Annotated in this window: 12 protein-coding genes; 4 read left to right on the forward strand and 8 right to left on the reverse strand. The window is 59.5% G+C overall.

Annotated features, from left to right (window positions below; translation table 11 throughout):
* Positions 1–149: 149 nt before the first annotated feature.
* Positions 150–1310 (reverse strand): CHRD domain-containing protein, encoded by a 1161-nt coding sequence (locus HHL09_RS09445; RefSeq protein ID WP_169454310.1) that lies wholly within the window; start codon positions 1308–1310, stop codon positions 150–152.
* Positions 1311–1993: 683 nt separating this feature from the next.
* On the opposite strand from HHL09_RS09445, the gene HHL09_RS09450 reads away from it, so the two are divergent.
* Entirely contained in the window at positions 1994–2590 is a 597-nt protein-coding gene (locus HHL09_RS09450; RefSeq protein WP_169454311.1) for an outer membrane protein, read from the forward strand.
* A 143-nt stretch (positions 2591–2733) separates the two neighbouring features.
* Here the strand turns inward: HHL09_RS09450 and HHL09_RS09455 are convergent, their stop codons facing one another.
* Together HHL09_RS09455 and HHL09_RS09460 are read right to left on the reverse strand one after the other, a co-directional pair.
* Positions 2734–2985 (reverse strand): hypothetical protein, encoded by a 252-nt coding sequence (locus HHL09_RS09455; RefSeq protein ID WP_169454312.1) that lies wholly within the window; start codon positions 2983–2985, stop codon positions 2734–2736.
* A gap of 343 nt (positions 2986–3328) precedes the next feature.
* Positions 3329–3808: a hypothetical protein gene (locus HHL09_RS09460; RefSeq protein WP_169454313.1), complete on the reverse strand. Its 480-nt coding sequence runs from the start codon at positions 3806–3808 to the stop codon at positions 3329–3331.
* 424 nt (positions 3809–4232) lie between these two features.
* Between HHL09_RS09460 and HHL09_RS09465 the strand changes: the two genes are divergently transcribed.
* Positions 4233–5909 (forward strand): alkaline phosphatase D family protein, encoded by a 1677-nt coding sequence (locus HHL09_RS09465; protein WP_169454314.1) that lies wholly within the window; start codon positions 4233–4235, stop codon positions 5907–5909.
* Positions 5910–6087: 178 nt separating this feature from the next.
* Here the strand turns inward: HHL09_RS09465 and HHL09_RS09470 are convergent, their stop codons facing one another.
* From HHL09_RS09470 to HHL09_RS09485, 4 genes are all read right to left on the reverse strand, one after another.
* A complete protein-coding gene (locus HHL09_RS09470) occupies positions 6088–6324 on the reverse strand; it encodes a hypothetical protein (RefSeq protein WP_169454315.1) in 237 nt (78 codons plus the stop codon).
* Between the two features lie 143 nt (positions 6325–6467).
* The gene (locus HHL09_RS09475) at positions 6468–6683 is read right to left on the reverse strand and encodes a hypothetical protein (protein ID WP_169454316.1); all 216 of its coding nucleotides are present in this window, start codon (positions 6681–6683) and stop codon (positions 6468–6470) included.
* A gap of 285 nt (positions 6684–6968) precedes the next feature.
* Complete coding sequence (locus tag HHL09_RS09480) at positions 6969–8045, reverse strand: DUF445 domain-containing protein (RefSeq protein WP_169454317.1); 1077 nt, start codon at positions 8043–8045, stop codon at positions 6969–6971.
* Positions 8046–8260: 215 nt separating this feature from the next.
* Positions 8261–9454, reverse strand: a complete 1194-nt coding sequence (locus HHL09_RS09485) for a hypothetical protein (RefSeq protein WP_169454318.1) — start codon at positions 9452–9454, stop codon at positions 8261–8263.
* A gap of 250 nt (positions 9455–9704) precedes the next feature.
* Here HHL09_RS09485 and HHL09_RS09490 point away from each other — a divergent pair, with 250 nt between their 5' ends.
* Both HHL09_RS09490 and HHL09_RS09495 read left to right on the forward strand, forming a co-directional pair.
* Positions 9705–10655, forward strand: coding sequence for a 50S ribosomal protein L11 methyltransferase (locus HHL09_RS09490; protein ID WP_240963763.1), 951 nt, complete (start codon positions 9705–9707; stop codon positions 10653–10655).
* A gap of 227 nt (positions 10656–10882) precedes the next feature.
* Positions 10883–12049, forward strand: a complete 1167-nt coding sequence (locus HHL09_RS09495; protein ID WP_169454319.1) for a pyridoxal phosphate-dependent aminotransferase — start codon at positions 10883–10885, stop codon at positions 12047–12049.
* 62 nt (positions 12050–12111) lie between these two features.
* Here HHL09_RS09495 and HHL09_RS09500 read toward each other — a convergent pair whose 3' ends face one another.
* Positions 12112–14280 carry an FUSC family protein gene (locus HHL09_RS09500; protein WP_169454320.1) on the reverse strand — a complete coding sequence of 723 codons (2169 nt, stop codon included), beginning with the start codon at positions 14278–14280 and terminating at the stop codon, positions 12112–12114.
* Between the last annotated feature and the right edge of the window lie 33 nt (positions 14281–14313).

Here is a 14313-nt window from a genome sequence, read left to right on the forward strand (position 1 = left end):
CCAGCATCTGCTGGCCTTTTTCATTTCCTAGAGACGGCCTCTGGAATCCACCGGCCTCTGGTTTCAGCCGTGTCTCTTCCGGTAAAGAGACGTGGCCATCGGCCCCTTCCGGACCGACGACCACGAGAGCGAGCGAGGATGGATGGATCTTATCGTTGGTTCTGGTTACCTTGATGGCCTTGGTTGCCCTTCTTGCCTTGCGACTTCGGCACGGTCACATCGACGGTGCCGGTGGTGCTGTTGCCGGATTCATCGGTCGCCTCGACGGTGATCGTGTAAGTCCGTTCGCTATTGCCGGCGCGCTTCGCACGAAGCTGGACGGTATCTTCGTCAACGATCACGAAGTCAGCCGTGCCACCATCGCTCAATACAACAGAGACGATCTCGGTGGTCACATCGCCACAGGCGTCCTTGGCTTTCACGTCCAGATTGACCTTCCGCATCTTTCCATTCGGCGGCCAGAGGGTTTCCGGATCCGCTTTGATGCGGATGATTTCCGGGGCGACCGTATCCTCGACGGTCACGGTGGTCTCGCAGCTAACAGCGACATTCGTTCCATCCGAAACGGAGACGGAAACCGTATGTTCGCCCAAGCCAAGATCTACTTCGAAGGGAACTTCCGCGCTGGTGGTCGCACCGCCTGAAGGAACTTCGATCTCAGGCTGAGCTTCCCCATCGATGGTCCACACGACGATCAAGGAATCCCCATCGGGATCTCCCACCCGGGCGACCAATTCCACGGGGGTGTCCTCGTGAGAGGAACATTCCACCGTAGTCTCTTCCGGACAGGTGACGGTGGGAGATCCTGTGGATTGGACCAGTTGTCCGCGGATCTCACCATTCGCGTTGGCAGCGGTGTGAATGTTCACGTAGAGGAGACCGCCTAACAGGCTGGCCTCATTCGCGGCGTTCAAGGTTACCGATCCGACGATGACCCCGCCCTCCGCCGGAACCGGAGCGGCCAGGTGTTGACCTGCGGAGAGGAAATCGTGGATCGGAGGTGCAGTGGCGGTGGTGGATGCCGGGCCATGGATGTGGGCCGCGGTCGCAGGACCCGTCAGGTTCGTAAAGCCTCCGAAGGAGCCGTAGGCGATCGGTAGGGAGAGGAGCTTCGTGGTGGTATCGAAGGTGATCCCGCCAAGGATCTCACCACCGCTTCCGGTGCCTGACGCGGCGGGGACTTCATTGGCGGGACTCAGACCCACCGCGGGACTTGTGCCGGATGGAGAGAAGTCGAATTGCAGGATTTCCGCCTGAAGGGGTAGCGCCACCGACGCGAGGATCACGGGGATCAACAGTTTGTTTTTCATGTTTTTTGGTTTTCTGGTTTGTGCCGCTTGCCGACGGCAGGTCGTCGCTGTGCGGTCCTGCTTCCGGCGAGCAGCCCGGGGTCTCGCAGCCCCTACGCCACGGGGGTCTCTGGCGCTGTATCCTTGAAGCCCGAATGATCCCTGCGGAAAGCAGCGCCAAGGCTCCGTTGCAGATCGCTCGGCGCTTCTGCAAATTGTCGATCCGGGAGCACGCCTGCACAGGAAGGCCCACGCTGCCGCACCTTGGCAGGAATACCCTGAATCTCCTTCAGCTCCTTGGATTGTCGGCGACTTGAACGCCGAATCCGGAGAGTTCCCGCACTTCGGCTGCGTGAGGAAAGAATGGCAAACCCCTTGCTAGATGAAGGCGACGATCACTCTTCTTCCCCTTGGACGAGAGTGGCGGCTCCTTCTCTTGATGGCGATGGAGGAGGAGCCGCACCCATTTCAGATTCTCCACCCCGAGGCGAGGCGGTGCACTTGGCATGGGCTGTGACGGGTGCACTGCCCGCCAGAGAGTGTCGAGGACAGGGTCCAAACAGCCGGGGAGAGGCCTCCTTTCTTGAAAGAACCGATGGTTCCAAATTGCTCAAAACCAAGGCGGTGTGCTGCCAAAAGGGGAAGCTCACTACAATTCTTCCCCCTTGACGCTTCGAAATCTTTGCCTGAAATATGCGATGCCTATGAAAACCACCACTATTGCACTGACCGCAGCACTCGCTCTCGGCCTCCCCTCCGCGCTGATGGCGGGTGATGCCGTGACGACCACCACTGGTACCACGGGAACCATGACCACGGATTATGGCACCAGCCCCCACTGGTTCATTGGTGGTGGTGCGGACTACATGGTCGACTCCGAGGAAGGCTTTTACAACGGCCACCTCGGCTACGACTTCGGGAACGGCCACGCCATCTTCCTGGAGTCCGGTTGGATGGGACAGGAAGAGACGACATACCCGTTCCTGGTAAACATCGACGTGGACATCGTCCCGATCACCGCAAACTACAAGTATCGCTACAATTTCAATGAGTCCTTCGGCTTCTATGCCGGTGTAGGCCTCGGCGCTTCCAGCGTCGATGTGAATGCCGGCTTCGCCAGCGATGATGATTGGGTCTTCACTGCACAGGTCTTCGCCGGTCTCGTCTACAATGTGAACCCGAACTTCGAAATCTACGCGGGTGCCCGCTACCTGTGGATGGATGACGTGAGCCTCTTCGGCGCCAACATCGATGACCTCGATGATGTGGGCATCGGTGGCGGCATTCGCTTCAACTTCTAAACGGCCCGCTTTCAAAGCATATCAAGGTGCCACTCTTCCTATCCGGGGGAGTGGCATTTTCATTCCCATCCATCGCAAGGACAGGACGCGAAAAAAGGGCGCATCAGCGCCCTTCTCAAAAGCGGGTTCGAAGTTCCGGCGATTTATTCCTGAGGCTTCCACATGTAACGCAAAGTCGATCCTTCGACTTCCCCGATTACATACATGCCGAGCAACTCCAGTTCCTCCCCATCGGCGGGAATCGTGCCCTCACCGATAGCAACGGGCATGGGAGGCTCTCCGACACTCTCCGTCATGGCCTCCCATCCGCGGAACTGATCCGCATTCACAATCCGGCCGTCTTCCGGACCACCGACGAATTCCACACGGGCGATTTGGGTAGTTTGAGCGAGCATACCGCTCTCTTCGCAAGGAAAGTGCCAATCTGCCGACTTCATTGACGCAGCAAGGATCCGGCCGGTTACAAACCCGTTTCGATGGACGCACACAGGGCTTTTCGCACCTCGGGCGAGCGGTCCACCCATGTCGAATGCAACGCCTGTTTCCATATAAATCATATATCGAGGCCCAGGATTACAATCTGCTTCTCATCGCCGCCTTGCTTTCGATCCTGCGCCCTGACACAGTGGCCGATGTTGGTTCCCCCCTTGAACACAATGGGACGGCCCCAGCGGATCCTCCCGTTGGGGCCGTCCTCTTTCCATCCGGCTCTGGTCGGACATCGCTGTCCGGAGCCGTTCAATCATCAACGGTAATCTTGATGGAAGGAATTTGGACCGAGTCGACCACTCGGTATTCCTTGTCCACGGCGACGACATTTCCGCCCGCCACATAGTAGCGAACTTCATCACGAGCAGGGAGAACCTTGATGAGCTCCGGAGGAGCAGTAACGAGATAAGGACGCTCCTTCTCGGTGATGACTACGCCCGTGTTCAGCGCAGAGGTTCTCCATGCCACCGGCATTTCCTTCACCTTCACGCTGGTGACGATCGCCGGCGGGAGACCGTAGCGTTCTTCCTTGTACGGGTCGAAGTATTGCACCACACGCTTCTGCACAGTGGCATCGAAGGTCTTTGTGGTTGTCGTGTGCTTCTCGGTCACGCTGCCGTCGGGATTCTCCTTGGTCTCGGTCTTTTCACGGGTCTGGGTGACTTGAGCACTCAGCGGTAGTACGAGGCCTACCGAGGCAATGACAATTGCTTGGGTCAGTGTTTTCATGTTTCGTTTCAGGTTTGCGCACCCGGAGCGCTCTCCGGGCGGAACCACTGAAATCGCAGGTCGCATACCAAGGGATTTCCTCTACCTCGCGAGAGCTTCCTGCTTCCAATCCGCGAACTGCCAAGCGGAGGGATCCACGGTAGATCCAGCATTGGCGGCGGAAGAGAAGCATCCTTTCCAATCTCCGCCTTGTCCACCAAGCGACGCGCACTCTGCAAGAGCCATCGACATTTTGCAAAGGCCACAACGGAGCATGAATCGAAGGGGCTCAAACGCTTCCCCCGCGCCATGTGGAGCGGTCCGCATTCCAAGCGATGTCCGGATTCGGGAACGCCCGTTGCTCATGAAATACAGGCGCGCCTGGCCCCTGCTTTGAAGGTCCCCTGGCAGGTGCGCCACTTCACTGCACAAACCACAAACCCAAATGAAACCAGCAATCCTTGTATGGCTTGTTGCCGCATTCTTTGCGGCATTTACCCATCCGGCCCATAGCCAGATCCCGTTCAAAATCCAAGACCTCTATGATCCCGAACTCGCCCCCTTCTACCATGGGGTCGCGTCAGGTGATCCCTTGCCTGACGGCTTCATCATCTGGACGCGGGTGACACCCCCGGGAAAGCCGCGAGCTACCACCAACCGCAGGGTGCCAGTAAAATGGACTGTCGCCACTGACCCCACGCTCTCCCAAATCGTCGCCAGCGGGAACACCCTGACCAGCGGAGCCAGGGACTTCACGGTAAAGATCGATGTCCGCGGCCTAACTGCAGGACAAACCTACTACTATGGCTTCGAGGCTTTCGGACAGCAGTCCCTAACCGGTAAGACCAAGACCGCACCGAACGGCCCGGTGGATCAACTGAAGTTCGCCGTGGTCTCATGCTCGAACTACGAGTGGGGATACTTCTCCGGCTACGAACAGATTTCCCGCCGCACCGATATCGATGCGGTCATCCACGTGGGCGACTACATTTACGAGTATCCGGACAATCATTCGTATAGCTCCGAGCAGATCCGGGATGAACGGGTACTCTTCCCACACAACGAAACGGTCACGCTGAAGCACTACCGGACCCGCTATGCGAACTACCATCTGGATCCGAACCTGCGGCGGGCTCACCAGCAGCATCCATTCATCGCCATCTGGGATGATCACGAGTTTGCCAACAACGCGTGGAAGGGCGGAGCGGAGAATCACAATCCGCGGAAGGAAGGACGCTGGAAGACGCGGAAGGCGGCAGCCATCCGGGCCTATCTCGAGTGGATGCCGATCCGTGAGAATGGCAGCAGCATCGTCCGCTCGCTGAGCTACGGCCCCCTGATGGATCTAGTCTTGCTCGATACCCGGGTCGAAGGCCGGAACATCCAGATCGAAGATGTGAACAGCCCGCTCTTGTACTCACCCGACCGCACGATGTTAGGGGCAACGCAAAAAGAGTGGCTGAAGGACGAGCTCAGGAGCTCCACTGCGAAGTGGAAGATTCTCGGGAACCAAGTGATCTTCTCGGAATTCAACATCGCCTATGCTGCCGCCCTGGATCCACTGGTGACCGGTGATTTTCTCGAAAGCCAATTCCTCGACATCTGGGATGGCTATCCCGCTGAACGGGCGGAGTTAGTGAATTTCATCGAGACGGAGGACGTGGAAAACGTGGTGATCCTCACCGGTGACATCCACTGCAGTTTCGCCTTTGAAGTGGCTGATCCCGTCTTGGGAAATCCTGCCTACGATCCGGCGACGGGTGCAGGTGCAGTCGCCGTGGAATTCGTCACCCCGAGTTTGTCAGCTGCAAATTTCGATGAGGAGATGGGCGAGTTCTTCAGCGGACTGCTGGAAGATTCCATCAACAAGCCCTTCCCTCCAACGGGCGTTAACAACAATCCGCACATGAAATTCGCGGATCTCGACCGCCATGGATACCTCGTGCTCTCCGTGACAGAGCAGCAGGTCCAAGCAGACTACTACTACCTCGAGGATATCTTGGTGCCGCAGACAACGGAAGTTTGGGGAGCCGGGATGATCTCCGCCTCGGGAAGCAACCACCTGGTGCCTGCATCGGCCCCCGCTCCGCCGAAGAACGTTCAGGACACCCCCGCGCCCTGAATCTCTCGCCCATCCCAGCCGCCCGGCTTCGAAGATTCTCCGCAAGCCGGGCCCTTCCTTTTCCATGGTGGGGGCTGCCCCCCCTTAAAAAGAAGCGGCGGTCCGGTATCGCCATCGACCGGACCGCCAGACCGCGGGGCAGAGCCCCGCTTCCAACCACGGAATCTTTCCTGAATGCCTATTCGGCAAACTCCCAACGATAGCGAAGGGTGCCGCGCTTCACATTCTCCATCACGTAATATCCGATGAGTTCGAGCTCCGAACCGGACCTCGTTTCATCCCGGATCATCAGCGGGAGAACCTGTGCCATGCCGCCGCATTCCATTTGAAAATCCCGGAACACTTCGGCGTCGATGACCCGACCGTCTTCCGGACCTCCATAGAATTCCACGTGAGCAATTTGAGGCGCATTCACGTCTCTTGTGTTTGCACACATCGTGCCAGCCTCGAATCACCCCTTTTTTCAGAGACTTGGAACGGGACGGCCCCCCTTCACCGCAACGGCTCGAGTCGGCATCGCGCAATACGCACGATCTCACGATGCAATGCTGCTTAGCCCTACTCCACGCGCTTCCATAGAGTCTGCATGGTGCCTCCACCCTTGCCGAAGCCGCGAATGAAAAGCCACGGTTTCCCAGCTTCCGGGGACGCATACTCTTGCGTCGGCAGCTTCTTGTTCCAGTCCTGCACTCGGCTGCTCGGGATCCAGTCCCCGACTTCACAATCGGCGATCTGGCTTTTCTCTGTGGGGGCGGGAATCTGCAGCGAGGTCATGCGAGAAGATCGGACGCCTTGCATGGTTCGCAACCGCGCCTTTTTCCCAAAGAGAGGGTGGATGTGCGTAAGTAGAAATCCCCACATGCATCGATTTGCGCACCAGCGATTTCCGCGTATCGGTAGAACTACAATGCGGCAACGCATGGTGCCCGTGGTTTGGGAGGGCTGCGGGCACCTCCACTTTCAAAGTGGTTCGCAAGTAATCGCGAATCGTTTGTGAGAGAAAGCCCGCGGTTTGGGAGGGCCGCGGGCTTTCCATTTTCTCCGGGCTGCGCTTTTCCCTCAAGGATTTCTCACAGCGGCGCTGTCTTCCTCTGGAAGGCCATCGAGCCACCTGTTTGCCGCCGCTGAACTTTGCTCGCTGTATTTTCGATAGACCTCGCGGAGGTACTTGTGGCGACGGCCCGAGTCCTCGATCGAAGCGCTGAAATCGGCGGCCTTCGGCACGTAGAAGGCCAACAGGCTTTCCATCAAGGTGTCCTCGAATCCTTCCCGGGCTTTTCCCGATGGCAAATCCCGGACCCACCCGGTGGCAAGCTCCGGATCTTGCATCCCCATCATGAACATGCCTGCCGCCAAACCCCTCGGTGGAGCTTCCTGCCGGTCCAATGCGATCCACCATTCAATGGCCTCCTTCGGGTTCTTCTCCGACCAGTGGACCAAGGCCTTGTCATAGAGCGCATCCTTGCTTGCTTCCGGCAGATCGGCAGCCTCTACAAATTCCACGGCTTCCTTCGGAGAGCGTGCCGCCATGGTTCCGGTGAGCTTCCTGTAAACATCCAAGCGAACTTCCTCGTCGCCATTTTCTTCCAAGAGGCGCAGCAACTCGGAGCGACGGACGGGATCATGGGCAAGGACCTCGCCCCACTCGACCAAGACCTCTTCGCGACTCTTCGGGTCCAGTTTGCTCCAATCCTTCCGGGCAGAATCAAAGTCGTCCGCTACCTTTTCCTTAAGGAAGCTTTTCTGAAGCTTATCCAGCGCGACCTTGTCATCCGGGGTGAAGGCTCCGCTCTTCAACCACGCTTCCGCTGCCTGGAGATCCCGCTTTAGCCAATCCTCGAAGACCTGGCTGGCTGGCCGCTCCGGATGCCTTGCGGCATCGAGGCTGGCAGCAGAAGGGTCCTTGAGGGCCCACTGGCGCATGATCTCACGCAGGAGTGCATGATTGGGTGTCGTCGGCGGGAAGCGCTCGTTTCCCGGCTCCTTGTCGAATTCCCGAGCGAAGGTAGCCAGCTCGTCCGCACTCATGGTCGACAGGATCGCTGCCGTTTGTTCTCGCAAGGCGAAATCCACAAATGCATAGGGGCTGGTTTCGAAGCGGCTCCTGAGGTCGTGCTTCAAGGCAAGCAATTCCACCTCGGAGCGAATCCGTAAAGCACGCCGTGGATCCTCCGAGTTGAAAGCCCGGCCAGGCGCATCGCCAAGGAAAAGTCCGGCCTCGACTCTTTGCTTCGCAGCTCCAAATGAAGAGTTCTTTCCCCATGGAGGTCCGCCTCCCGCAAGCAGATAGCCCAAACCCGCAGCGCCCAAACAGAGCACTGCAATCAGCATCCAACTTCTACCATGGATCATCATGGGGCATCTCCTTTCCTGGTAATGCTCTCCCTGACCTCGGGCTTCGCTCCATCCAACCAAAGCTCCGCGGCCTTGGGATCCTTCGCTTGCCATTCGGCCCAATGCGATGCGAGTTGCTCCTCCGAGGCGTCGCGGGGTCCTGCCTTACCCTTGGCAATGTCCCTGACCAATTGCTTTGTTAGAAAGTTGGCGACCGCGCCCTGCTGCCCGTCGTCATTCCACGACTTCGTCTGCGAAGAGAGCCAGGAATTCGCGGCTTCCGGATCGGAGAGATACCAATTTTCGTAGCCTGCTTCCCAAGAGGGCTGCGGCTTCATGCCATGAGTCACGGCCCACGGCATCGCATTCGCGGCATCGACGTTCATGGTCGCGTCGATGATCTGTTCTTGAAGCCCTTCAACGCTCTGCTTTTCCGCAGACTGCATCGCGGCATCGAAGTCCAGATAAGACCATGAGCGGAAGAGCTGGTTGAAGCCATCATTACCCCTACTCAGATCTTTCCGTTCGTGGAGCAAGCGAATCGCGGAATCGCGTTTCTCGGGATTCTCAACGCATGAGTTGAGGCACGAAGAGAGCAACTCATCGCGCTCCTGCTTGTCCGGAAAGCTGTTGAGATTCTCGAGAAGGTCGTCCTTAGTCCAAGTGCGAGCCAAGAGTTGCTTCGCGAGAAAGCCAAAGTCCTCCACTTGCTTCATTTCCTGATAAGCGGGCAACCCGCCGGTCTTTAGCCAGGCCGTAAACACCACTCTTACCATGCGATACTGGTCGACCTCCACCGGCCTCTTGAGCGCGTCTTGCACAGCAGCACGAGGATCCGCCTCCGCCCAGTGGAAGTACATCGCCTCCGCGATCTCGCGAAGCTGCTTGGGGTCGATCCCATTCGGGGGATCGGCCATGATTTCTTTGAGCCGATCGAGCAGCTCCGGCAGCTTCGCCGGAGGAATGCGGGAGATCACTGCGCCGATCTCCTGATATTCGCCTTTTCCGGTGAGTAGCCTCTCGAAGGACCTCAAGGGATCCGCCTCGATTTCGCGTGCTTTCATCGCGGTCCCTTGGCGGCTCGCCGGTAGTACTGCATCGGGCGCAAAGGCTACCGCCTTTGACTCGCGCGTCTTTCCCAAGGAAAAGCCGGCAATCCCCGATGCGAGCACCATTGCTCCGATCGCCAGCACGCGCCATGACTCCTTCATCTTCGGAGATATGGCTCGCAGCCGTGAGATTGGGAAGGATTCAGTGCGTTCCCGGACCGCCATTCTAAGTAAATTCCCCCACTGAACCTCCGATTTCCCTCAGACAGTTCCTGCCACCCGGCGACGCTTCTCCTGTAAGCTAACACGAGTAGCGGGTGCCCGTGGTTTGGGAGGGCTGCGGGCACCATCTCTTTCAGGTAGTTCGTGAGGCGTTTCACGAATGGTATGTGTGGAAGACCCGCGGCCAGCGATGACCGCGGGTCTTTTTCTTGGGCCGCTCGCGCCATCTCACAGCGAGCCGGTTCGCACTTGGAACTTGGCACCAAGGCCCGACGTCCTCAAAAACGCGGTGATGTTCGTCTGGTCGAAACTCTCCGCCTCCAAGTGGCTCGATGCTTGGGAAGACCGCTTCCATGGGAACCCGAATTTCGTGCTGCACGTCCTGAAAGGCGGCAAGTCCGTCCGGGTGGAAGTTTTCTGCTCCACGAAGGGGGAGGCCGAGGCAATCGCGAAGCAATTCGGCGGCAGCGTCCGCAAGCTCACCTCGGATTGGAAAAATGCCGGCCCCGAGATTCCGCCACCGCTGAAGGTGCGGGATGCCTTCGTGGTAACCCAGGCGGCGAAGGCGAAGGACCTCAAGGATCTCGCGAAGGAATTTCCCGGCCGGGACGTCATCAGCATCCCGCCGGAAATGGCCTTCGGGACCGGAGATCATGCGACCACCGCTACCTGCCTCCGCTTCCTCGTCGACATCGGCCGCGCCCGCCCGGCGGGCTGGAGCTGCGCGGATCTCGGCACCGGCTCGGGCCTTCTCGCCATCGCGGCGAAGAAATTGGGAGCCGGGGATACTTTCGCCTGCGATCACGACCCCTTCGCGGTCGCGGTGGCGGAGCGGAATTTCCCCCGCAACGGGGTCGAGGGGATCGAAACCAAGGAGCTCGATATCCTGACCTGGAAGCCGCGAAAGAAGTATGACGTGGTGCTGGCGAACATTTTCTCCACGGTGCTGATCCAGGCTTTCCCCGTGATCACCAAGACCCTGAAGCCGGGCGGGGACATCGTTCTTTCCGGGATCCTGGCCAGCCAGGCTTGGGACGTCTTCACCGCCGCTGCCAGCCATGGGCTTGGATTCCCGGAAGTGGTCACCAAGGGAAAATGGGTGACTGCGCGTGGAGGCTGGATGAATGACCTGACCGCTTGAGGCCTCCGTCACGGCTCATTGGTCATAAGTCATTGGGAAAAGGAGGGAGAAGTTACAAAAGCCGCCTCTCCTTCCCGGTGGCCAATGACTTGTGACCATTGCCTTCCACCATTTCACTTGCGCCGGAAGCGGCTGGAAGTCAGAAAAGCCCCCCGCTCCACCGGGGGCTGCGCGACAGACTGTCTCTCCGCGCCCGCGGGGCGAGAAACACCATCCCGCGCGCTTCCATGGACAGCATTTCATCCCGAGTCAACGAGGTCACTCCGTCCCTCACCCTGGCCGTCACGAATCAGGCCAAAGCCATGCTCGCCCGCGGCGAGGAGGTCTACGGTCTCGCCGGTGGCGAGCCGGAAGTCGACACCCCGGAGCACATCAAGGCAGCCGCCATCGTGGCGATGCAGCAGGGCCGCACCAAGTATACCCCGGCTGGCGGCATCCCCGAGCTGCGTGAAGCCCTTTCCGCGAAGTTCATCGCGGACAACAATCTTACCTACGACGCCAAGCAGATCTGCGTGACCTCCGGTGCGAAGATGGCCTGCTTCAACGCGATCCTCGCGATCGTGGAGGAAGGCGACGAAGTCATCATCCCGACTCCCTACTGGGTGAGCTACCCGGAAATGGTGAAGCTGGCAGGCGGCAAGCCGGTGCTGGTGGAAACCAAGGAGTCCAACGGCTGGAAGATGACCGCCGAACAATTCGAGGCCGCCATGACCCCGGCGACCAAGATGGTCATCCTCAACTCGCCCTCGAACCCGACTGGCGCGATCTACACCGAGCAGGAGCTCCGCGACATCGGTGAAGTGGCTCTTTCCGAGGACATCATCATCCTTTCCGACGAGATCTACGAGAAGCTTGTCTACGGCAACAACAAGCACACCTCGATCGCTTCCCTGAGTGACGAGCTCTACAACCTGACGATCACCGTCAATGGCTTCTCCAAGGCCTACTCGATGACCGGCTGGCGCCTGGGCTACACCGCCGCTCCGAAGGCAATCGCCGAGGCGATCGACAAGATCCAGAACCACACGGTTTCGAATGCCACCACCTTCGCCCAGTACGGTGCCATCGCCGCCCTGCAAGGTGACCAGACCTTCATCAGCGACCTGCGCGACGAGTACGATGTGAAGCGCCAGTTCGTCCTCGGTCGCCTGAAGGGCATCAATAACATCCGCGTGGTGGAACCGAAGGGTGCCTTCTACTTCTTCGTCTACACCGGCAACCTCGGCCTGAAGTCGATGAACCTCACCGACAAGCTGCTGAGCCGCTACAAGGTGGCTGCCGTTCCGGGCGTCGCCTTCGGCTACGACGAGGGCATCCGCCTGAGCTACTGCACCACGCTGGACGTGCTCAACGAGGGTCTGACCCGCTTCGAGCAGTTCTGCCGCGAGCACTAAAGCTCCGGAAACGCCATAGCCTTCCAAGAAGCCCGGGACCGCAAGGTTCCGGGCTTTTTCTTTCAGCGCTTTGCCGACTTGGCTGCGAGGATCATGGCTCCCAATTCGGTCACGATGCGGGCGATCTGCGGATAGACCCAAGGCTCTCGGAAGCGGCTGGCATCGCGATGATCGCTATCGATTTCCGGCAGGCGGAAGGATTCCAAGGAAAAGAGCACGGCATCGACTTCCGCGACCGGGGCACCCTTGGTCATGGATTCTTCCAAGGCCCCAAAAGCTGAGTCACTGGAGCGGAGGAAGTCCGCGACGAACTCGGGATGCCGGCTCACCTGATCGTTGAGATGCACGGCGATGACGTTCAGGGCATTCGTCACGCGCTGGTTGCCATTTGCCAAAGCGGCAGCTTGTTCGAGCCCGGCGCGATGGATCTTCGGATCCGAGGACATGCGGCGCAGCGAGGAGAAAGCATCGGCATTCGCGGACTCTGCCTCCTTCTTCGCGTCCATCATCGGCTCGTCGTAGGGGCCGCCTTCCTTCAGTCGATCGGCCACCAGACGCAGGTAATCGCGGTTTCTCGCGAGGGCATTTGAAAGAATCCCCGGAAAGCGCCCCCGCTCCCAGACCGGCCAGAATAGAAAGGCCGCGACAAGCGCCAGCAGGCCGCCACCCAAGGTGCAAGCCATGCGCTCGATAGTAAAAGCAATTGTCACCGGCTGATGCGCTTCCATCAACAGCACCACCACCAGCGTGATGAAGAAAACCGCCACCCCGTAGCGGCGCTTCACCAGATAGGAAAAGATCGCGATGGTGGCGGCCACCGCAACGTGGATCACCGATGGATCCGGGCGCAGCCAAAGCAGGCTGCTAGCGAAAAGCCCGCCCGCCAAGGTACCAATGACGCGCTCCGCCGCCTTCTTCCGCGTGGACCCGAAATCCGGCTGAAGTACCACGATCATCGTAAACGGCAGCCAGTAACCATGGGGAATCCCGCTGAGCTTGAAGACCAGCACGCCAATCAATGAGAGCACCATGATCCGGAGCGTGTGGCGGACGAGCGCTGGATCGACACGGCGGCTGAAATTCAGCGAGGAAGCCAGCGGCCGAAGCGTCAGGGTCTGGAGATCGAATAGCTCCATCGAGAAGGTGGTGCGCTCATCCGCCCTTTCAACGGTAGTGCGCAGGGCCTGATGAACGATTGGCAACTGCGCGGTGATTTGTCCGATGATCTCGACGAGCTGCTCCGCCATCGCGGAGTCCGCGCCCTGTGAACGGATCTGGGACTGGAGCACCGTAAGCAGGTTCTCCAAGCGGGCCAGCCGCACTTCGAAGGCTGCCAGGTGCGAGGGCTGGCGCGACACGGCGGCCAGCGCCACCATTCGCGCCGCGTTTCCGAGCGAGGCCTGTGCGGGCGCGAGGGAAGCTTCGAGCTGCTTGAAGGCAGGCTGCTGCATGGCGGCTTCCACCGCGGTATTGAAAACGATCACACGCATCGCCAAGCGAGCCGCGGCAAGATTGAGCAGTTCGAGCTGGCGCAAGAGCTTGCTCGAGAGACGGCTGGAGGCAGCCAAGGTGGCTTGCGATTGATTCAGGGCCGCGCGAAGGTCCGCCTGCTTTTCCGCGACAGTTTGGTTACGGTCCTTCGTGCCGGATGCCATCGCGTCCAAGAGATCCGCCAAGGCGATCCACGACTCAGCCACGGTCCGGCGCATCGGGTGCTGCGGATGAATCGGCCAGAGGATGATCTGGGACAGGACGCCGAAGAGCGCGCCGCCCAAGGCCGAGAAGGCGGGATGAATCCCACCGGGCATCATCACGTGGGGCGATAGGGAAACAAAGAACATCAACCCTGTGGAAACGGCCAGACCCGCGCCATAGTCACTGCTCAAGTGGCGCCACAGGCCGCTGCCCAATGCCACCAGCACGGTACCGAGAAGGGCCAAGGGCAAGCTGGTGGAGCCCAAGGTACCCAACACCACGGCGATCACCAGCACCATGGTCATGCCGAGCAAAAGGCCCAGCCGGAAGGAGTAGGCCCCGCGTACATCCACCAGCGAGATCGTATGGGCCGCAATGCAGGCGAAGGCCGGATCGATCTTTACCCCGCCGTAATAGGAGGCCAGCAGCGGGACCATGAAGGCCACTGTGCCGCGGATGGCGCGGTTCAGATCGGGGCGCAGGGACTCTTGTTCCGCAATGCGTTGGATAAGCCCCCCGGGCGCGACGGCCGACATGCGGAAAGAATCGCGGGAGAACCCACCGCGATC

It is taken from the genome of Luteolibacter luteus (assembly GCF_012913485.1).
In the GTDB taxonomy this organism is placed as follows: Bacteria; Verrucomicrobiota; Verrucomicrobiia; order Verrucomicrobiales; family Akkermansiaceae; genus Haloferula; species Haloferula lutea.